The 21,578-nt window shown below is 43.7% G+C and carries 14 protein-coding genes; 1 reads left to right on the forward strand and 13 read right to left on the reverse strand.

Annotated features, from left to right (window positions below):
• Positions 1-23 precede the first annotated feature (23 nt).
• The 11 genes from MHH63_RS18070 to MHH63_RS18120 form a co-directional block, all read right to left on the reverse strand.
• Entirely contained in the window at positions 24-989 is a 966-nt protein-coding gene (locus tag MHH63_RS18070) for an ABC transporter permease (protein WP_081383132.1), read from the reverse strand.
• Positions 990-1,102: 113 nt separating this feature from the next.
• On the reverse strand, positions 1,103-2,761 hold the full coding sequence (locus tag MHH63_RS18075) for an extracellular solute-binding protein (RefSeq protein WP_341171877.1): 1,659 nt from the start codon (positions 2,759-2,761) through the stop codon (positions 1,103-1,105).
• 460 nt (positions 2,762-3,221) lie between these two features.
• Positions 3,222-4,634 (reverse strand): extracellular solute-binding protein, encoded by a 1,413-nt coding sequence (locus tag MHH63_RS18080; RefSeq protein ID WP_341171878.1) that lies wholly within the window; start codon positions 4,632-4,634, stop codon positions 3,222-3,224.
• Between the two features lie 202 nt (positions 4,635-4,836).
• Positions 4,837-6,048 carry a collagen-like protein gene (locus MHH63_RS18085; protein ID WP_341171879.1) on the reverse strand — a complete coding sequence of 404 codons (1,212 nt, stop codon included), beginning with the start codon at positions 6,046-6,048 and terminating at the stop codon, positions 4,837-4,839.
• Between the two features lie 291 nt (positions 6,049-6,339).
• On the reverse strand, positions 6,340-6,993 hold the full coding sequence (locus MHH63_RS18090; RefSeq protein ID WP_076125023.1) for a deoxynucleoside kinase: 654 nt from the start codon (positions 6,991-6,993) through the stop codon (positions 6,340-6,342).
• The gene (locus MHH63_RS18095; RefSeq protein ID WP_076304418.1) at positions 6,990-7,613 is read right to left on the reverse strand and encodes a deoxynucleoside kinase; all 624 of its coding nucleotides are present in this window, start codon (positions 7,611-7,613) and stop codon (positions 6,990-6,992) included. The genes MHH63_RS18090 and MHH63_RS18095 overlap by 4 nt, the downstream gene beginning before the upstream one ends.
• Positions 7,614-8,112: 499 nt before the next feature.
• Positions 8,113-9,249 (reverse strand): carboxynorspermidine decarboxylase, encoded by a 1,137-nt coding sequence (nspC, locus tag MHH63_RS18100; RefSeq protein WP_076125019.1) that lies wholly within the window; start codon positions 9,247-9,249, stop codon positions 8,113-8,115.
• A gap of 10 nt (positions 9,250-9,259) precedes the next feature.
• Complete coding sequence (locus tag MHH63_RS18105; RefSeq protein WP_036679313.1) at positions 9,260-10,459, reverse strand: saccharopine dehydrogenase family protein; 1,200 nt, start codon at positions 10,457-10,459, stop codon at positions 9,260-9,262.
• Between the two features lie 224 nt (positions 10,460-10,683).
• A complete protein-coding gene (locus tag MHH63_RS18110; RefSeq protein WP_143759894.1) occupies positions 10,684-10,896 on the reverse strand; it encodes a hypothetical protein in 213 nt (70 codons plus the stop codon).
• A gap of 222 nt (positions 10,897-11,118) precedes the next feature.
• A complete protein-coding gene (locus MHH63_RS18115; RefSeq protein ID WP_076304417.1) occupies positions 11,119-12,609 on the reverse strand; it encodes a stalk domain-containing protein in 1,491 nt (496 codons plus the stop codon).
• 43 nt (positions 12,610-12,652) lie between these two features.
• Positions 12,653-13,654, reverse strand: coding sequence for a DUF4830 domain-containing protein (locus tag MHH63_RS18120; RefSeq protein ID WP_341171880.1), 1,002 nt, complete (start codon positions 13,652-13,654; stop codon positions 12,653-12,655).
• A 304-nt stretch (positions 13,655-13,958) separates the two neighbouring features.
• Here MHH63_RS18120 and MHH63_RS18125 point away from each other — a divergent pair, with 304 nt between their 5' ends.
• Entirely contained in the window at positions 13,959-15,836 is a 1,878-nt protein-coding gene (locus tag MHH63_RS18125) for an LTA synthase family protein (protein ID WP_341171881.1), read from the forward strand.
• A 69-nt stretch (positions 15,837-15,905) separates the two neighbouring features.
• On the opposite strand, the gene MHH63_RS18130 is transcribed toward MHH63_RS18125, so the two are convergent.
• Together MHH63_RS18130 and MHH63_RS18135 are read right to left on the reverse strand one after the other, a co-directional pair.
• A complete protein-coding gene (locus tag MHH63_RS18130) occupies positions 15,906-19,520 on the reverse strand; it encodes a M14 family metallopeptidase (RefSeq protein ID WP_341171882.1) in 3,615 nt (1,204 codons plus the stop codon).
• A 239-nt stretch (positions 19,521-19,759) separates the two neighbouring features.
• Entirely contained in the window at positions 19,760-21,508 is a 1,749-nt protein-coding gene (locus MHH63_RS18135) for a glycoside hydrolase family 13 protein (RefSeq protein WP_340397899.1), read from the reverse strand.
• Positions 21,509-21,578: the final 70 nt, after the last annotated feature.

The following is a 21,578-nucleotide window of genomic DNA, read 5'->3' on the forward strand; positions in this document are numbered from 1 at the left end:
TATCTCGCTTTGAATACAGGTTATTACCATAGGCTACTTTCGGTTGTTTTACGGCTGATCCGATTCGCTATGACTAATAATGTAAAGTTAATCACGGAATTAAATAATCCAACCGCCGCAGAAAAGCTATAATCCGCCTCCATTACACCTCGTCTATAAACAAATGTCGAAATAACATCCGCGGTCACGTACGTTCCGGGATTGTAAAGCAATATTATTTTGTCCCAGCCCACATTCAGCAAGGTACCCACATTCAAAATTAAGAGAATTAGCACCGTTGGCAGAATTCCCGGCAGCGTAATATGAATAAGCTGTTTCCAGCGTCCCGCCCCATCGACAACTGCAGCCTCATACAAGCTCGGATTAATGCCGGATAATGCCGCTAAGTAAATGATCGAATTCCAGCCGAGGCTCTGCCACATGCCAGAACCCACATAAATCGTCCGAAACCATTCCGGCAAAATCAGGAACTGAATAGGTTCAGAAATGATGCCGATGCCTAGCAGCAGGCTGTTAATAATCCCACCAGGCTTAGTGAAATCAATAATCATCCCGCAGATTACGATCAGTGAAATAAAATGCGGCAGATAAGACACGGTCTGAAGAAAGGACTTGAGTTTCTTAAGGCGCAGCTCATTGAGCAGCAAAGCAAAAGCTAGCGAAGCAGGAAAAATGAAGATCAGTGAGAAGAAACTCATTAGGAAGGTATTTTTAAGTAGTCTGAGAAAATAATAGCTTTCAAAAAACTTCTCGAAATTCTTGAAACCCACCCAAGGGCTATCCGCGATTCCCAAATAAGGATTGAAATTCTTAAAAGCAATGATCGCACCATACATTGGCTTATATTCAAAGATCAGAAAATACAAAACGGTAGGGAGCAGCATGAGGTACAGGTAGCGATTAGAGGCTATTCGTTTCCAGGAAATCGAGCTCATCTTGCCCAGAGGTTTCCCGCTTTTAACTTTGGCGACTTTTACAGGTACAGCCATAAAGTTCTCCTCTCCCGGACACTGGCGTTAGTCATAGCTGTCCTGTGGCGAGCGGTCACCTAAATTACTCAGAGCCGCTCGACACGACAACCTCTCACAAGCTGAGTTATTAGTTATTTACCTTTAAATCTCTCGTAGGCCGTCTGATATTCTTTCAGCACATCGTTAATCCCCATTTTCTCCAGCTGCTTAATTACTTTGTCGTAGTCTTCGATCTTTTGGCGCCCCATGATCAAGGCATTGGCCGTTTCTGCAACATAGGTCTGGATATCAGCCATCAATGGAACAACAACGTCATTTTCTTCGGTCGTGAATTGTACTGGAGGCAATTTGCTATCAAAATCAATATAGTCGCTATAAAGCTCTAATGGATTCTCCGTCTGTCCGTTCGCTTCCCGGATTTGTTGAGCATATCTGGTATCGGCTACCGTAGCCCAGCTTCCGCCGCCGATGGTATGGTTCAACAATTCTTGTGTATTCGTCAACCCATTAGTGGGGTGAGTTACTTCTTTTTTATAGATAGGCTCTCCGTTCACCAGATCGTAGGACTTGCCTTCAACCCCAAAGTTGTTGAGCAGAATCCCTTCCTCTGAGTATTGATAGTCCAGCCATTTGATCACTTCTTCAGGATGCTCAGTTCTTGAGGAGACGGCCAAACCGTGTGCTGCTGCCTGCCAGCGGAAAGAGACATGACGTTGATCACCATTGGGTCCTTTAGGAGGAATTGCGGGTGCTATTTTGAAGGTTGGATGTTTCCCTTCCATCAGGGTTGTAAAGTTCCCCATATAGGAGCCAGACCAGCCAAACCAGGCGCCAGCTACATCCGTGGTCACTTTCTCCGTCAGTGTCTGGAATGTGGTATCTACCAAATAGTTCGGGTCGAGTAATTGTTCATCGTATAGACGATGCAGGTAAGTTACGACATCCTTAAATCGTGGATCATTTGGGCCATATTTTACTTGCCCATCCTCAACGAAGAAGCCGTAATCAACGCCAAATGCAGAAGCAAATAACATCATGATATTCTCCAGATTGACCGTAACAAGAGAGATTTCATCCTTAGCACCATTTCCGTTGGCATCCTGCTCCCTGAACGCCTTAAGCATGTTGTACCAATCGTCTGTGGTTTCCGGCATAGACAGACCCAGCTTATCGATCCAGTCTTTCCGCACTTGCGGGAACATTTGAGTGAGATCTTGTGAATCAAGAACGAGATTAGGCAGGTAAAAAATGTGGCCTTCAGGCGAGGTGATTTGTCCCCGAATATCCGGGTTGTCGTCGAGGATTTTTTTAAAGTTTGGCGCATGCTTTTCAATCAGATCTTCGAGTGGAAGAAGCGCGCCTTGTGTGCCATATTTTCCGGAATCCGTGCCCCACAAGTCATTGTATATAATGTCCGGCAACTTCCCCGATGACATTAACAGACTGAAGGCTTCCGCACTGGCTTCCGTACTATGTTGAAAGTCGATATGAATGTTTGTGTTCTCTTCCATTTGCTGAAAGGATAATTTCTCATTAAAATTAGTTCCCCTGAAATTACCGCCGCTAGGCGACCAGAGAGACAGATCCAATTTGTCTGAAACAATCGGGAGCTGCAGCCCCCCTACTGTTGTGCCTTCCTTAGCGGGCGCTGGCGTAGATTTCTGAGCATCCGCAGTAGGGTTTGCGCTATTGCCTGCATTACTGTTCGAACTGCCGCAAGCAGATACGAGTATGACCAGTACTAAGAGGACAGGAAACAGCAGAACTAACTTCCTTTTAGCAACATTCATAATTCAACCCCCTATTAATAACTAAAAATAAGATAATCATTATGATATATTCACTAACATCAAGAAGAAGGAATCAACGATACATCAATAAATTTTTAAATGAATAATCCTACTGTAAATAACCTTTAATAGGGTATATCCTCCTTTCATTGGCCCCTTTTCTACTTAGAATAGACAAAAACAAGCACACTGACTTCTTTTTGATTTACAAATCAGAGTTTCAGACTTCTTTTGCATTTAATCTGATATACATCTGATGTATTTTATTATATTTTCCAGCCTGCATGCTGTCAATATAATAATAAGAAATATCTCTAATATGTGTAATCTTATATGACATGTACCTGTCGTAAAATGCAGAAATCCATCAAATTTAATAGAAAACGCTTACAAAAAACATTTAAAAAAATGCGTAATCATGGCATAGTAGTACCATAATCACGCCATAACATTTATTCACTTATGAATCCCTTTCGGCCGTACTATCCCGCTCAGATATCAATACACTTAGTTCCTCATGAAGCGTAGCCTCATCTATCATCTTTGACCAATAAGCATTTAACAATTTACGAAAGCTTTTAAGAACGGCTATGGGAAGCCCTAAATCCTTGAGATATGAAAAGGTTGGAAATAGCTCTCTGTACATCAGATATCTCGAAGGTCGATTCAAATGATCCGTAATGCTCATCTCAGCAATCCGCTTTCGAGCCGGAATACTAACTGTTCGCTCCCGGATGATTTTCTGAGCTTCTGCTGAAGCAAGGAAATTGACGAATTGGCGAGCCGCTTCCTTTTGTCTTGAATTCCCAACCACTGCTGCCCCGATCGTCACTAATAGCGTCTTCTGGGGATCTTTTGTTTTCAGCCTAGGTAATGGTGCGAGATCGTAATCCAGCGTTAAATCTTTGAAATCATTTAAATTAAAAAATGTCGTTAGAATCATCGAAACCTGTTCTTGAACGAACAAAGATATCGTTTCATCTTCATGATTGCCGGCAAGATATTTCGGGAAAATCTGATGGTTGTTCACCAACCGACTATACACACTTAGACTATTAGCCGTCTCCGGGCTAAGTGTACGATGCTCGGCTCCGTCTGCCACAGTTTGAATCCCGCTCTGCAGCAGGAATACAGAATAACGGTTCTCGGAAGCGGGCACAAAATAAATGGCATGGCGTCCACGTTTCTCAGCCAACTGACGAGCCGCATCAATCAAGTCATCCCAGGTCCAGTAGCTATCCGGTTCCGGCAGATCAGCTTCCCGAAAATGTGCCTTATTGTAGCAAAGCACCACGGGGGAGAAAGAAATCGGATAAGCATACAATTGTTCTCCATGATAAAAAGCTTCCGTCGCAATTGGATACAATTCGGGATCCGGATCAAGCGTTTCCAACAATTCCGCCGATCCACTTTCGGCCATTTCCTGAAACTGTGTACTATTCAGTGATACGGCATCGAGCATTCCATTATTAATCATTTCCACAGCAGAATTCACATGATCAAAATCATTCAGGGCCAGTGGAAGAATATGAATGCCGGGATGCAGCCGATGAAATTCGCCAATTAGATCATCCAACAGAAAGTCTTTGGTCAGCGACGCACTGCAGCCAAAATGGATACGGATTCTTTCCTGCACAGATTCCATAACCATACTGCCTACACGATCAATTTTAACAATTAGGCCTTCCTGTACAAGCACATCCAGCCCTCTTCTAACCGATTTATTACTTAGTTCAAATTGCTTCGCTAATGTACTCTCAGCTGGCAGATAAGCACCTGGCTGTAGAATTCCACTCAGAATATCCGTACGAAGCTTTCCAATCATATGATCCAGTCGCTCTCGGAAGGATTGACGACCTGATTTATTATTCATGTACAATTCTCCCTAAAAAAATCAAATTTACATCATCTCCCTTTTATTTTGCGTCAACTCTGATTTGAAGTCAAATAAAAATACCAGTAGACGCCAAGTAAGGGCAGGTAGCTTGTACATCCTTCCTTTAATTAAACTCATAAGAAAAGCCACCTAATTAGAGGTGGCAAACTTCCAAATTATCTTTAGGTCAGAGCTTTCATTACGCTAATTGTGTAATAACGAGATGTGCTGAAACAGATCTTGTTCCTCCAGCGAGAGGAGTAATAGTAAGTGCAGTAGAGTTACCAGCAGGATTGCGAACGGTCAGGATGGTGTTAATGACCGTTGTTTGCACTATAGCCATTTCTACGATTTGCGATGTACCTGTTGCGCGTCCAACTACGGTATAAGCGAGATCTGCGCCATTAAGAGTCAAGATTAGTTGTCCCGCTTCGGTTACACTAACCTGAAACAACACCTGATAAGTCCCTATTGCCGCTAAATTAAAAGAACTAGGACCTGTTCGTGCAATTGTTGTCCCGCTAGTAGGTCCGTTTTGAGGAAAACTTACGTCTGTGCCCGGTGCTACAGTTGCTGCATTATCAGGAGGCATTAGGGCAAAAAAATCAGCAAAACCTAATACGCCTCCTGTTGCCCCGGTTGCGCCCGTTGCTCCTGCTGCTCCCGGTGCTCCGGTTGCTCCCGCGGCTCCTGCTGCCCCCGGTGCTCCTGCTGCTCCCGGCGCCCCGGTTGCTCCCGTTGCTCCTGCTGCTCCCGGTGCTCCTGCTGCTCCCGGTGCTCCTGCTGCTCCCGGTGCTCCGGCCGCTCCCGGTGCTCCTGTTGCTCCAGCTACTCCCGGCGCTCCCGGCGCTCCCGGCGCTCCCGGTGCTCCTGTTGCTCCGGTTGCTCCCGGTGCTCCTGGTGCTCCCGGCGCTCCCGGCGCTCCGGTTGCTCCTACAAAACCTTGTGGTCCTATAGCTCCTGCAGGACCCGGTAAACCTTGCGATCCCTGAGGACCTACAACTCCTTGGGCACCCGGAACGCCTTGCGCACCCTGAGGACCAACGGGGCCCGCTACACCCTGAGGACCAATCGCTCCCGCTGGCCCGGGTTCACCTTGAGGTCCTTGGGGTCCCGGAGGTCCGCCGGCAGGTCCTTGAGGTCCTTCAGCTCCTTGGAATCCTCGTGCTCCTTGAGCTCCGGGAATGCCTTGGGCCCCTTGTATTCCTTGGAGTCCTTGTGCTCCTTGCGGCCCTTGCGGTCCTGTAGCACCAACAACTGTCGGAGTAGTAACATTCACTTCTGGTGGAGGACAGGTTACTTTTACAATCTTCTTAATAACCTTTCGGCGATGTTCTTTTCTTTTTCTTTTCGAAGGAAATACAGTGGCGACTTTTTTCTTATGACACTTTTTATCGTCTGGACAACTCAATGCGTACACCTCCCTATAAAGATAGTTCAGTGTACGCATCTTATTAATTTTAGACATGGACCAATAACTAGTTTCTATTAGACTGGAACCTATTTTTATAAAAAAGGGCTAATAAAATAGGAGGTGGCCCTTAAGCACATTACAATGTCCACACCATTTTAATTTACTTTTCGTATTTTATGATTAGGACAACTGACACTTCCCTATTAGGCCCAAATCATAGATTTGGGTCTTTTTTTGAGCACATAAAAAAACAACCCCCAAACCACGGGAGCTGCTAATCATCAACTATTATATTGTATCAACAGGCTTACGAATGGTGTTGCCTACCTTCGTAAGAATATCCGCCATTGATGCCGAATCATTCACGTCATAATCATCAATGTTCAGTCGGAGCACTGGGCAAGCTGTAAACTCATTGATCCATTTCGAATATCTGCCATGCATATGTTCCCAGTAGGACACGTCCGTTTGTATTTCCATTTCACGGCCACGTTCATTAATTCGCGCTAAAATAGAAGGAAGACTGCCTTCAATATAAATCAGCACATCAGGGTGCGGGAAATAAGGTGTCATAACCATAGCTTCATACAAGCTTGTATAGGTTTCATAGTCTGTCTTGGACATCGTGCCTTGATCCGCATGCATTTTAGCAAAAATACCAGTGTCTTCATAAATCGAGCGATCTTGAACAAAACCACCGCCCATTTCGAACATTTTCTTCTGTTCTTTAAAACGTTCGGCTAGGAAATAGATCTGTAGATGAAAACTCCATCTCTCAAAATCATGATAAAACTTTTCAAGATAAGGATTATGATCAACTTGCTCCAGCGAGGTTTGAAAATTCAACCTTTTAGCCAAAGCACCTGTTAAAGTGGATTTTCCTACCCCCACGGTTCCTGCCACGGTAATTATGGCGTTATCTGGGATGTTATATGGATTCATTTCATTAGCTCCTTTAGGTGAGAGGCAATTTCGACGAAGTGTTCTGGGTTCTCCACGAAATCGACTGCATTTCCATCTATGGTAATAATAGCGGTAGACGGCTCTTGAATCGCTAGAGAGGCCATCGCATCATCATAATCTTCTATCAATTGCTGCAAATACGCAGTATCCATGTCCCCTTCAAAAGGGCGTCCGCGTTTGGCGATTCTTTTTAACAAGGTATCGAGATCCGCTTTTATATAGAGAATAATATTTGGCTTCGGCAGGTCATCCGTCAGCACATGATAGATTTGTCGATACTTTTCTCGTTTCGTTCCCTTCAGCGTTCGTTCCCCAAAGATAAGGTTCTTATAAATATGATAATCCGAGATCACCGGTTTACCTTTATCTATGTATTGAGTTACTGTATCTTCAAGCTGCTTGTACCGATTACAGAGAAAAAACATCTCCAGTTGAAAGCTCCAGTCATCCATGTTCTGATAAAATTTAGCCAGAAACGGATTCTCATCAACAATCTCCTTAATAATCGGTAAGTTTAATTCCTCTGCAAGCATCGAAGCTAATGTTGTTTTTCCAGCCCCGATCGGGCCTTCCACTGCAATAAACGGTGCATGTTTCATTGATGCTGACTTCCTCCTCAGATACGGACCCTTCAATAACTATTTTTAAAAACAGACTAAATTATTGTATCACATGAGACCTTACTTGTGAGCGGCTAATTATGAAGAAACTTTTCCAGCAATACAAGTATACAACTGTAAGCTAGACCCAATAACAAGAGAAGGATCCCTATGAAAAAACGGTTCGATATCTATCTTCTCCCCATCCCCACGAGCATGAAGCGGACCGAGGAGACTCTATTTCCGAAAAATCGGCTGTATCAGCATACAATCGGACTCAGTTGCAGCAATTCTACCAAATGCGCCCTAATAATAGTCACTATCCGGCCAATAAGAGCTATACTGTCCATAACCTTAGCTAAATAAGCTAATAAATACCAATAGCTGCTATACGGTCCTTAGCTTCACTTCTCTTTTCCTAGATGTAATCGCGCATTCAAAGGACTGGAACCATAGCAAAAAAGGTGTCCCTGAAGGGACACCTTTTTAGATCATTCTATTAAGATAAACGTCCGCTGAAATCTTCGAAAGCGAACTGTTTGATTACTTTAATTCCTTCTTCGTCATTGTAGCTGACGATAGCTGGCAGATTCACGCCGTTAAACATATGGTTCTTCACCATAGAATAATGCGCCATATCTAGGAATACGAGTCTATCGCCGTATTTCAAAGGCTCCTTGAAGGAATAATCTCCAATCACATCTCCGGCTAGGCAAGTCATTCCACCTAATCTGTACGTATAAGGATATTCCCCAGGTTGTCCAGCATCGATAATGTTCGGACGGTATGGCATAGCCAGTACATCTGGCATGTGGCATTCAGCCGAAGTATCGAGAATCGCAATGTCCATTCCGTTATGCATAACATCCAGAACGGTAGCTACCAAATATCCAGTATTAAGCGCAACGGCCTCACCTGGCTCCAGATAGATTTCCACACCGTAAGTCTCTTTCATATGCAAAATGCAGCGGACAAGGGTCTCCAGATCATAATCGGGACGTGTAATATGATGACCGCCACCAAAATTAAGCCATTTCATCCCTTTGAGATAAGGTCCGAACTTCTCTTCGACTACCTTGAGCGTACGCTCCAGTGTGTCAGAATTTTGTTCGCACATGGTATGGAAGTGTAATCCATCAATCCCCTCAAGCTCTTCAGGTCTAAAGTTAGGGAGAGTTACTCCCATTCTGGAATAATTGTAGCATGGATCATACAGCGGAACTTCGATCTCGGAATACTCCGGATTCACTCGAATGCCGCAGCTGATGTGCTTCGGTGCATTTTTCACACGATCCTTGAATCGATTCCACTGGTCAAAAGAATTGAACACAATGTGATCGGAGTATTCAAGAAGCTCATCGAATTCACTGTCCACATAAGCTGGTGCGTAGACATGAACCTCTTTGCCCATTTTTTCATAGCCAAGTCTGGCTTCGAATAAGGAGCTGGAAGTTACGCCATGCAAGTACTTGCCAACTAGCGGATACAAGGAGTGCATAGAGAAGCCTTTTTGCGCGAGCAAAATCTTAGCTCCTGTACGTTCTTGTACAGAATTCATAATCTCAAGATTGCGGGTAAGCAATCTTTCATCTACAAGGTAACATGGTGACGGGACAACGCTGATATCAATATCCATCAATCGCGCCTTAGTCTAGCAGCGTTGGCGAGAAATCTTCTTGCCAAGGCAGACCATGTTTATTCAAAGCTTCCATGAATGGATCTGGATCGAACTCTTCTACGTTGTACACGCCTGGTTTCTTCCAGATTCCTTTTATAATTAACATTGCTCCGATCATTGCAGGAACGCCTGTAGTATAGGAAATGGCTTGGGAGCCAACCTCTGCATAACATTCTTCATGATCGCAAACGTTGTATACATAATAAGTTTTTGGCTTACCGTCTTTAGTACCTTGGATGATACATCCAATGTTAGTTTTACCTTTTGTTCTTGGTCCCAGGGAAGCTGGGTCAGGCAGCATTGCCTTCAAGAATTGCAAAGGAACGATCTCTTTACCTTCGTACATGATAGGCTCGATAGAAGTCATACCCACATTCTCAAGCACTTTCAAGTGAGTCAGGTAGTTCTGTGAGAAAGTCATCCAGAAACGGATCTTTTTCACGCCCTTGATGTTAACAGCCAAGGATTCCAGCTCTTCATGGTACAAAAGATAAATATCTTTAGGTCCAATTTCCGGAAGATCGTAAACTTTCTTCTCAGAAAGTGGTGCAGTTTCAATCCACTCGCCATTCTCGAAATAACGGCCATTAGCTGTAATTTCACGAATATTGATTTCAGGATTAAAGTTTGTAGCGAATGGATATCCATGATCGCCAGCGTTGGCGTCAACAATATCAATGGTATGGATCTCGTCAAAATAGTGCTTTTGCGCGTAAGCCGTGAATACGCCAGTTACTCCTGGGTCAAATCCACTGCCGAGCAAAGCGGTAAGGCCAGCTTTCTCAAATCTTTCTTTGTAAGCCCACTGCCAGGAATATTCGAATTTCGCTGTATCTTGTGGTTCATAATTGGCAGTATCCACATAGTGCACTCCTGTTGCCAGGCACGCATCCATGATCGTCAGGTCCTGATATGGGAGAGCGACATTAATAACGACATCCGGCTCAAAGCTCTTGATCAGTTCAATGACTTCGTCCGTGTTATCTGCATCGAGCTGAGCAGTAGAAATCTTCGTGCGGCCTCCGGCTAATTTATCTTTCAGAGCGTCACATTTCGCGACAGTTCTGCTAGCAATGCAGATCTCTTCAAATACATCCGGGTTCTGGCAGCATTTATGAACAACAACACTTGCTACGCCGCCAGCGCCAATAATTAACGCTTTTCCCAAAATAAAAACCTCCTAAAATTCCATTTGCAAAATCAACAAGGCTGATTATACATAATATTTTTGAATAAATCAATAAAAACCGACAAAAAATGATGTGTTTTGTGTAAAATCTCTAAGAAATCTTGTTAATACTCTTAAATGCTCATATTTCCTCGATTATCCACGTTTATAGATCAGGTGTTTAGTTGGAACAGAGTGAATTTTCAGAAACTAGGGCAACTAGATTATTCTATCACAAGAGGGTTATACTTCATACGATTTATTTTAAAATCAATGAAAAATCTCACCACCCTTTCAACTCCGCCTAAAGAAGTTCGGTTTCCACACATTCCAATCAACAGCACTGCAGCAAATACAAAGAGGCCGTAATATATACTCTTACCCGTTTTTGTCCCAATATTAATCGTTGTTGCTATGCCCATCCGTTTCGCGCCCATAATTGAACGATCATTGGGATAATTATAAGTTGTCCCATTTTTCCAATATTCATCATCATCCGTATAAAGAATCCTCGAAAAGATTCCCGCACACATTCTTCAAAATCGCGTACGCTTTGTTTACGGTCATTGCATATCCCCCTAAATCTTCTGCCTTCCACGCAAAAAAGCTGAGCTCCCCTGAAGGAGAGTTCAGCCTAAAGCTTCTAATATATAGTCAACTTATTTATTGGAATTTATTCGAACGGCATAAGCATCTGCATCCCATTCTACCTGCGCCCCCAACATTTCACTTATCAATCTGAGGGGTACATAAACGCTATCATTAATGAAGACCGGTTTTTGATCTGTTGCGATAATCTTTCCATTAACAGTCGTTTGTCCAGTTACCGAATTCAAGATCAGCGTTGTAGATCCCTTCACAGCAACCACAGCTCTCGATGGAACATCCCAACGAACATTAACTCCCATCTGCTCGAAGACTCCTCTTAAAGGAACATATGTCGAATTATTGATTAGTAACGGCGGCATAGTCAGTTCCATTTCATTCCCATTCAACAACACTTGAATAGATTTTTTCACCAGCTGAGGCGTATTCACCTCGATCTCTCTGACCCCCAGACCCGTCTGTCCAAATTCATTTGCCCCCCAGGCAAGGACATGACCATCTTTTAAGAGTACATAATGATTTCTGCTCCCTTTAGAAACGGAAACTGCATTCTGGATGCCTTTAGACTGTGTAACATTAATCTTGTTCTTATCACCAACCGTCCACTGCCACACGGTCCCATCCGCCTTCACTGCGGAATCTGTTGTCAGCGAAATGACGTCTGTAAGTCCTGGAACCTGAACAGGCTTTAGAGCTTCTCCCAGATATGGATCTATGTAATTATTCCAAATCCATACTGTGCCATCCCATCTCAATGCCGCCCCATAAAGTCCATAGGCTCCATCCATATCAACCGCTCTATATTCTCCGCTTCCTTTAATAAGCGTAGGCTTCAAGATTACGCCCTTCTGAGTTCCCAGTGGTTGCTGTGATCCCCACACCCATACCTCTCCGCCGTTACCAAGAGCCACTGAATTATTCGATCCCGCTGCTATAGACAGGACGGTGGGTAGTCCCTTCACCTGCACCGGGGTTAGCTTGTTTTTCCGCGAATCGTCACCGAGTTCTCCTTGTTCATTGCCTCCCCACGCCCAGACCGTTCCATCTTTAAGAAGAGCTAAGCTAAAGGTGCCCCCCGCAGAAACAGCTTTCACATCTGTTAGCCCTTGCACTTGAACAGGCTCTACAAGAATCTTAGAAGACTGTGTTCCAATGCCAAGTTGTCCATGCTCGTTCCCCCCTACCGCCCACACTGTACCATCGTCCTTCAACATCAAGTTATGGCGATAACCACCTGAGATTTGCTTTACATGATCGATATGCATTTTGACGGGAGTATACGCTGGTGTGGTCGCCCCATTACCAATAGAGCCATACCCACCACCCCACGCCCAGGCTGTTCCATCCGCAGTGACGGCATACGCACTTCTGTCACCAGCGTCCAGTTGGGTGATGCCAGACAATAATTTCTTTTCTTCAAGTGAATTCACATTATCTGCTGCTGCCACTAAAGGTGAGACCATAGTCAGGCAAAGAACAGTCCCAACAACAACTCTACAAATCCGACTTACCTGCACTTTTGACATCAAACTTTGTTTAAACACTTGAGATCACTCCTTTTTATTAAAAAATAGATAACGCAACAACTCACGGTCCCGTTCCAAAACCTCCAATCTTCCAGCCGTTAGCGTGTTTGGTCAACACTGCAAAGCGAGTTTCCCGGCCATCTGGGGTATTAAAAACAGGATTTAGTGATTTCATATACAGATCGACCACAATATTTAACGTTGTGCGGTCGCCGATGTCTTTAATTTCTGAGCCAGTATCATAATCCATCACTTTATAAGAGGAAGGCTTAGCCTCAACAATACTTTCACTGAGAGCATTTTCACCACCAAAACCCGGGTTATAGAGTTGATGCGCTTGACGGTTAACCGTTAATGCAGTGAGGAAGGCATTAGGATTCAAACATGCGCGGGCACGGGTATGATTACCATCCTGAATAGCCTGAAAAAAAGCATCCAGCAGCTCGAAATGGCCTAATGAGGCTAAATCACCATTCTCTCCTTCCTCAGCAAACAAACCTTCTCTCTCCATCCACTCCTCAAATGTAAGTCCTGTAATGTCAGTCAAGCTACGCTTCTTAATAGACGGGCCGATACTTTGAATATTAAATTCCAGCCACGCACCAACGGTATTCCCTGATTGCACAAGCAAAACGAGGTTGGAGGGATAAGAAAATTCTTTTTGTTCGCCAGAACCAGGTAAACCATCGACTAAGGAATACCGCTGTACCTCTACCGTGGTCCCCTTCAGCAGTGTCAAATCCAATCCTGCATCTTTAGAGAACTCATTCGCTAATTGCCAGTAAAGTCCCACTGGATACTCCCCCAGCTTAACCTCCCAGTTCTGCGGTACCTCAACTGCAAATGCCTCCGGATGGCTCTGAACTTTATAATCCAGTGTTTGCAAAAAGTCTTCGGGAATCATAGTTACTTGAGCAGATGTTGGCGTTACCTGTGGTACAGACGTTGAAGCTATAGAGGCAGCAGGTTCCACACCTATGGAGTTCTCCCCTTGATTACATCCAGAGTTTAAGAGTACAAAAAAACAAATCGTTACCATCGTTACAAACTGCCGCTTAGTCATCTGATTCCCGCCTCTCTAATCACTCCTCTATATTTAGACTGAGGAATATTATACAAAGTTGCGGGATACTGGAAATTATTAAAATCATTTTATACGCATAGGACCCTGTAGTTTGGGATTGGCGTTGATTTTACCTGCTTATGCGGCATAAATCGCCTGTTGCTTCGCTCTAGGGCTCCCGTCCACCTTTTGACACTTGTTAACTTCGAGAGCATAATAAGCTTCGGCATATTGCAACGGATTTCCATGAAATACAGGTATATGCAGGACCTTGGTGTAATTGCATCAGAGAGGATGATAACGAGTGAAAAAAGATTTTGATATAAAAAATAAACCCTTCCTAGTCTTTAGCTTCGTCCTGCTGCTAAAATGCGCAGTGGCCTGGTTCGTAGTTTTTAGCGACGGTCCTAACTGGAGCATGCTGCTGACAGAGATCCCATTTTTCTTTATCGTATTTGGACTCATAGAATGGATGGCTTCCAAACGAAAGTTTCTGTATTACATGATAGCCAACCTATTGATTTCAGTCATATATTTTGCCGTGCTAATGTATTACAAATATTACGGTGTAATTGCTACTTATCATGCCTTAGAACAAGCAGATAAAGTAACTAAGGTGGGAGAAAGCACATACTCATTGCTGGACCCTTACTACTTGTTCATTTTTGTGGATATTGTAGTTTTCATGTTTTTTATGTTCCGTCCGAAATATATTGCGATCTGGAAAGAAAGAGGTATGAACCGCCGCATGAACCGGACTGTTTTGTTTGGAATCATCAGTGTTTCTTTGGCGGTCTGTGTCTTTAATGTTTGGCCAAATCATGCCAGTATGAACGAGAACAAAAAAGCGGAGAGTATGGGGATTCTTAATTACGAGGTCTATACTATTTTTGCCGATACAAGGGAAACAGAAGAAATAATCGACAGCAAAGAAATCACGCAACCATCCATTAACGAGACCAAAGGGATTACAGAACCTGTCTCACCGAAGTACTGGGCGGCAGCTCAAGGTAAGAATCTAATCGTGGTACAAATGGAATCTTTTCAGAACTTTTTGCTGGGCCTGAGCATTGACGGGCAGGAAGTAACACCCAATCTAAATAAGCTTTTGAAAAGCGAACATTATTTCAATAACTTCTATACTAATGCCGGGCAAGGAACAACTTCGGATGCTGAATTTGTAGTGAATACTTCGTTGTACGTTCCTCACCACGAAGTAGCCACTTCATCCAATTATATGGATAAGGCGCTTCCGAGCCTGCCTAAGTTAATGAAAGCTAATGGATATAACACAGCAACCTTTCACACCAATAGCGTAGAATTCTGGAACCGCAAAACCCTATACAAAGTTCTAGACTTTGATAAGTATTATGATCAAGCGTTCTATGGGGATGATGATCATATCGCATTCGGTGCTTCAGATGAGGTACTCTATGCCAAGACTGTTCCAGAATTAGTCAAAATGGATGCTAAAGATGATCCTTTTTACGCGATGGTCATTTCTATGAGTGCTCATCACCCTTATAAAATGCCAGAGTTAAAAAATAAAATGACACTGCCTAAACGGTATGAAGGCACCCTAGTTGGCAACTATATTCTAGCTCAAAATTACGCAGATTATGCAATGGGACAATTCCTGGATCAATTAAAGTCCAGTGGTCTATGGGATGATAGCGTCATTGTCTTTTACGGTGACCATCAGGGTGTATCGCTATATTCCCTTGATGGCAACGAGAAATCGTTAATGGAAGAAATGGTCGGCCACGAATATGGTTATACCGATATGTTCAATGTTCCTTTCATCGTTCATGCCCCTGGTGTAGGTGAACCTGCCGTGTACAGCCAAACTGGCGGCCAAATCGACATTATGCCAACTGTAGCTAACCTGTTAGGGATTTCAATGAAAGACCAGCTCCACTTCGGAGAAGACCTGATGAACCAACAGACCAACATGCTGCCTGTCAGACACTTTTTGCCTACCGGCTCTTTCATTAATGACACAAGCATGTATTTAACTGGTGTCGATTACGACGATGGAGACAACTTTAATCTAATCGATGGCTCTGAAACAGAGGGCGGTTCGACAAAAGAACAATTTGACGCCGTTCAGCGGCTTCTAAATATGTCAAACAGCTACATTCAACAACTGCCGGATTTACCTTCTACGGATGATGCAAAGTAACTATAAAAAGAATGCCCCTCAGCCAAATAGCTGAGGGGCATTTTTGTTTTTTTTATAAGAATCTAAAACTTAATTAAGCTTCAACATCCTATCGATAATCACTGCTGCTTGAGCACGGTTGGCAATGTTTTTAGGACCGAAGGTATCCGCAGTCAGACCTTGCACAATACCTTCCTGAGTTAGTAATGCCACCGCTTCTTTACCGTAAGCAGCGATTGTTGCCTGATCTTTAAAGTTAGCCAAAGCGGCATTTGTATCACTTACCGACTTGCCTTTAAATTTCTTAAGTGCATTGGATACAATGATTGCCATTTCCTCGCGTGTAATCGCACGGTTAGGATCAAACTTTCCATTGCCTACACCGTTAATCAATCCGTTCTTGACCCCGGATGCAATGTATCCGTAAGACCAGTCAGAAGCTTTCACGTCACTGAAGGCAGCGGATGATTTCACATCAAGCAGATCAAAAGCTCGCACGATCATGGTAATAAACTCGGCACGCGTCACCTCTTTAAGCGGAGCAAAGGTATTATCGCTCACCCCTTGCAGAATCCCTTTTGCCGCCAGCTCTTTAATCGCCGATGCTGCCCACGCCACCTTACCTAGATCCGTGAAGTTAGAACCTATTGGGGCTGGTGTCGCAGACGGCTGCACAGTTGGAGTTGGAGTTGGAGTTGGAGCTGGCGTTGGTGTTGCAGACGGCTGCACGGTCGGTGCAGGTGTTGATGTTACAGATGGCTGCCACGGTGTCGAAGGTATTGTTGGCTCTTGTTCATTCACCCCGTTATCCATACCATCCTCTTCAGTCGCCGCTGGAGCGGCAGCATAGATTGAATTGGCAAGCAATCTGAATTGATTTTGCGGATGATATTTATTCATCAGATCATTCGCAAATAACGTCACATGAATGTTGTCTGTATTGTAAGTAAGCGCCAATACTTGGTCTTGTGCAGCCTCGTTATTCGGCCACCAGCCTGCTTTGAAAAAGTCAGCGCCTGATCCGTATTTCGCCAAGATCTCTGCGCCTTCAGGCACTTTTGTAATATAAGCCGCGGAAACCGTGTAGAGGTATTCGCTATCGGCATAAGGCGCTGTAATTACATTGTCCTGAGAGACCTCAGCCTTAAACAATCCCTCATGAGCATCTTCTTTGCCATCCTTATTGACCGGAGTTGAATAGTCCAGTCCAGGGAGGACCTTAAGCCCTTTAACAGTTTTCAGCATCGTTCTTCCATAACCGATAAATGGTTTACCTGTAGCAATCAGATTCGTTCCCGAATTGATTAGAACATCTGCTGCCACTGTATCCGTAGTTACATTAAATCCAAGATCCTTCAGCATAAATGCAGTCGCTCCTGCAATAGCTACCTTAGGAGCCTTAAGCAATTTACCCGTTCTGTTCTCTGAAGCACTAAACGGCACAATATCCAGCAGATATTTAGACGATACCGTTCTAAGGTTGGATCTGGATACAAGGAAACTTCCCTTCTCGTAACCCGTCCCCCCATTCTCCAGCAGTGTCACTGCCTTATGGTTGGCTAGCAGCTCATTCACAGCTTTTATCGCATCATTGTTGCTGTTTTTAATCACATAATTTTGCTCGAACGGAGATTGATCCAGATTCGTACTAGGGATCGTTACACTGCTAACCTGTTCTGTCTTCCCAGTGAATGTTCCAACAGAACGGCTAATATATCGGTCAAAACCACGCATAGCCGAGAAATTCTGTACCGTATCTGAATACATCTCATTAAAATCCGAGACATCTAGTCCATCATACAAGACAAGATTCGCATAACCTCTTTTGGCTTGATGCATATTCACCACATAGGTTCCAGCCGGATAGACTACAGAATCTACAGTTACACTGGCTGTTGTCCGTTCTACTTTCACATTGTTACGCAGTAGGTACTGAACCATTTTGTAGGTTTCCAGATCATTTTTTTGCAAATCTTTTGCAACCGGAAGAATGTAATACTCAGGGAAGAAATTCGTATTCTCATCTACCCCTGGACGTCCAATGGACTCATTCTGTGCATTGATTAGATAATCTTTAACAGCAGCATTAGTATTCTCATTTTGGATACCCCGTTTGAAGATTTCCAATTGATTCAGGAACAGTTCCTGCTTGTTGTTGATCACATAATCGGTTGCCCCCAAAGCCGCATAATAAAAGGCATCCAGTGAATCTTCATTCAATTCAGGCACTTCAATCGTATGCCCAAGTGCTCCTTGATGCATGGCATATACAGCTGTGTAGGCTGGTGAAGCATCATCCCAACCTGTTGCATTCGTTCCTTTATAGTTCGGATCCTGTTGTGTTTTTTCGTATTCTTCATAAGGGATATGGTAGGAATCATATTTAGTATTAGCAATTCCCGCCTTCCCCATGGCATTTGCTTGCTCAAGCATACTTGGCATTACAAGATCATATTCAATGTTAGGATCATGAGGTGGTGTGCAAGGCTCAATCAAGAAGCCACTTACAAATCCATGCATGTCCAAAAAGGTAAGCGGCGTCCACTTAGCAATTTGTGCAGTTACCGCTTGTGTCTCAGGCTGGGTCTGGTAAGAGTTGTCCCGATTTGGATCAAGCAGTGTTGAAGTTTGACGCGTGTTTAACGCGCGACCGTCAGGATTCTCTACATAATCAAGCAGGAAAATCACATGGTCAAGCGCTTCGTCGATGTTCAGAACTACCTTTTTCGGATTTCCATTCTCATCAGTGGTATCATAGGTGACAATTTGCTGTGTCATCAGCGTATCCAAAAACTTAATGATTACATCGACACCATTGGCTTCATCGGCATGAATGTTGTTCAACCAGATAGGTACCTTATAATCCTGCAGATCCCCGTCGTTAATTTTCTTTTGCAGGGCTTCAGGACCATTCATCATAAGCGGTAAGGTCTCGTTCAAATATTGATCTACTGAGGACTTATCCTTAGCAACAATAGAGAAATGAATGGCACGACCTTGAGTTGAGGTCCCAATTTGCTGATACTCTACATATCGATCATATTTATTATTGCTTTCAGCAGTAATCCTATCGATCGCCGGTTTAATCTCATCATATGTATGATAGGTTTCATATGGATTTAGTTTGACTTGCTGCTCTACCAGCACATCTCCAGCAGGTAATGTCCCGATTAGATTATAAATTCCCACTCGTTTGACGTACTCTGCACGTATACCCGTTAATGAAAGATTCTCTCCGTACAGCAAATCAAAATGAATTAAAGCCTTTACTTTTGAACCTGAGATCGGCTCATAGGTCACTGTTACGAAAGGATTACCTGAATAATCTTTCGCATCTTTATTCCATTTCTTCCACTCTGCCAGCGGCTTCATCTCTTCCGCCGTTCTGCCAAAATTCCAGATGATATCTTGAGGCGATGCCCCATCAGGAAGATCTAAAGTCAATTCTAATGTTCTAGCTTCCGTCATAGAAGCTTTGTATACTTCTGTGGAAACTGTCGCCGCTATTTGTTCATAGACAGCAGTCGCTACCGTAGTTTGTTCTGAAGAAAGCACCGCTGGATCAGCTGTGTTCTCCGTAGAAACCGGAGCAACAACCGCCTGCGGGTTAATTTCGGTTGCAACTTCACCTGCATATGCAGCTGGAAGCAGACCCGACATCATAAGTGTAAAAGCTAGTAATAAAGATAGTATTCTCTTGGACATTTTTTACCTCCTATAATTTTGTCTACTTTCACCCCAAATTGAATGAATATACACTTATATGAATCTGTATTCATAACATAATATAGTATTCTATTAATTTTGGGAACAAAAATAATAGAAAAAATAATATTTTTATACGACTCGCCTAAGTAAGCGCATTCATTTTGTGCAAGAGCCCTACACTACCGCAACAAAAAAAGCGCCCGGATAACCGGACGCTTTGAATTACAATGAATATATTAAACGGTTTCTGGAAAAGAAGCTTCACTTAACTCTTGTGCAGGTACAAGTTCACTGCTACCCTCTTGCTCTACAGGTGCGTTAACCAGCATATACACTCGGGACTCGTAAGGCCGTAATGCGACAGTCTCAATCGGCTCCGCAGGATCAACCTCATAGTTATGCAAGAGCAATTCAGTAGTATCAAACTCCAAATCAAATGGAAGGTCAAACAGTGCTTCCTCTGCTGTCAGGTTAGACATAACCAGCAGTTTTTCATTTCCAAGCGTCCGCGTATAAGCATAAATACGTTCATCTTCAGGCAAAATGAGATCATATGTCCCGTAAACAGTAACGGGATTAGCAGCCCGAAGAGCGATAAGCTTTTTGTAATGATGATAGATGGAATAAGGGTCCTGCTTCGCCCGCTCCACATTGATTTCCGTATAATTCGGATTCACCTTCATCCATGGCTTGCCGCTGCTGAAACCAGCGTTTTCAGAGTCGCTCCATTGCATTGGTGTTCTAGAGTTGTCCCGACCGTTCTTCCAGATTACCTCCATGACTTCTTCATGTGATTTACCGGCTTCAGTCTCCAAACGATACAAGTTCTTCATCGCCACATCATCGTAATCATCCATTGATTCAAATCTTACATTGGTCATCCCAATTTCTTGACCTTGATAAATAAATGGTGTTCCCTGCATCAGGAAATACATCGTAGCCAACGATTTAGCTGACTCTTTCCAATACTGGCCATCATTTCCCCAAGTAGAAACTGAACGCGGCTGGTCGTGATTTTCGATGAACAATGCGTTCCAGCCTCTGCCCTCAAGACCTTTTTGCCAACGGGAGAGCGCTGATTTTAACTGCAGAACATCCAATCCACCTGTCACACTCTTATTCCAAAGAGCTAAATGCTCGAATTGAAAAATCATATTAAATTTGCCTTGCTCTTCACCCACCCACGACTCCGCCTGATCAACATTTACACCACTCGCTTCGCCAACTGTCATGATGTCATATCGGTCAAACGTCTCCTGCTTGAGCTCCTGCAAGAAATCGTGAATCCCCTCACGGTTCATGTGCCCATCGCCAGACGGAACATACGGAAGATTCTGTGGATTCGGCAGATCGGGATGTCCGGTGATTTTTTTAATATGTGAAATGGCATCCACCCGGAAGCCGTCGATTCCTTTGTCCAGCCACCAGTTGACCATGCTATACAATTCACGGCGCACCTCAGGATTCTCCCAGTTGAGGTCTGGCTGTCTTTTGGAAAATACATGCATAAAATATTGCTCTGTAGCGGGATCAAGCTCCCAAATCGAACCGCTGAAAATACTCTCCCAGTTATTCGGCTCCTTCCCGTCCTTGGGATCACTCCAAATATAATAATCCCGCTTCGGATTATCCTTGCTTGAACGTGCTTCAACAAACCATGGATGTTCGTCCGAAGTATGATTAATCACTAGATCCAGAATCAGCTTCATGCCTCGTGCATGAACCTCGTGCAGCAGCTGATCAAAGTCGGCCATGCTGCCGAACTCCGCCATAATATCCTGATAATCCGAAATATCATAACCATTATCATCATTTGGGGATTTATAAATAGGACAGATCCAAATGACATTGATGCCAAGCTCCTGCAAATAATCAAGTTTAGAAATGACTCCCTGCAGATCGCCTACACCATCACCATTGCTGTCCATAAAGCTCCGTGGGTAAATTTGATACGCTGTGGCTTCTTTCCACCATGTTCTGTTCAATGCATGCAGCTCCTTCGTATTCATATACCCTTCACAGGAAAATATTTTCCCGAAATTCATTAGAATTAAT

Source organism: Paenibacillus sp. FSL H3-0310 (genome assembly GCF_038002785.1).
Lineage (GTDB): Bacteria > Bacillota > Bacilli > Paenibacillales > Paenibacillaceae > Paenibacillus_AQ > Paenibacillus_AQ odorifer.

Excerpts from the sequence above, each read along its gene's own strand:
- MHH63_RS18070 (WP_081383132.1), bottom strand. The coding sequence starts at position 989 with ATGGCTGTACCTGTAAAAGTCGCCAAAGTTAAAAGCGGGAAACCTCTG.
- MHH63_RS18075 (WP_341171877.1), bottom strand. The coding sequence starts at position 2,761 with ATGAATGTTGCTAAAAGGAAGTTAGTTCTGCTGTTTCCTGTCCTCTTA.
- MHH63_RS18080 (WP_341171878.1), bottom strand. The coding sequence starts at position 4,634 with ATGAATAATAAATCAGGTCGTCAATCCTTCCGAGAGCGACTGGATCAT.
- MHH63_RS18090 (WP_076125023.1), bottom strand. The coding sequence starts at position 6,993 with ATGAATCCATATAACATCCCAGATAACGCCATAATTACCGTGGCAGGA.
- MHH63_RS18095 (WP_076304418.1), bottom strand. The coding sequence starts at position 7,613 with ATGAAACATGCACCGTTTATTGCAGTGGAAGGCCCGATCGGGGCTGGA.
- nspC (WP_076125019.1), bottom strand. The coding sequence starts at position 9,249 with ATGGATATTGATATCAGCGTTGTCCCGTCACCATGTTACCTTGTAGAT.
- MHH63_RS18110 (WP_143759894.1), bottom strand. The coding sequence starts at position 10,896 with ATGGGCGCGAAACGGATGGGCATAGCAACAACGATTAATATTGGGACA.
- MHH63_RS18120 (WP_341171880.1), bottom strand. The coding sequence starts at position 13,654 with ATGACTAAGCGGCAGTTTGTAACGATGGTAACGATTTGTTTTTTTGTA.
- MHH63_RS18130 (WP_341171882.1), bottom strand. The coding sequence starts at position 19,520 with ATGTCCAAGAGAATACTATCTTTATTACTAGCTTTTACACTTATGATG.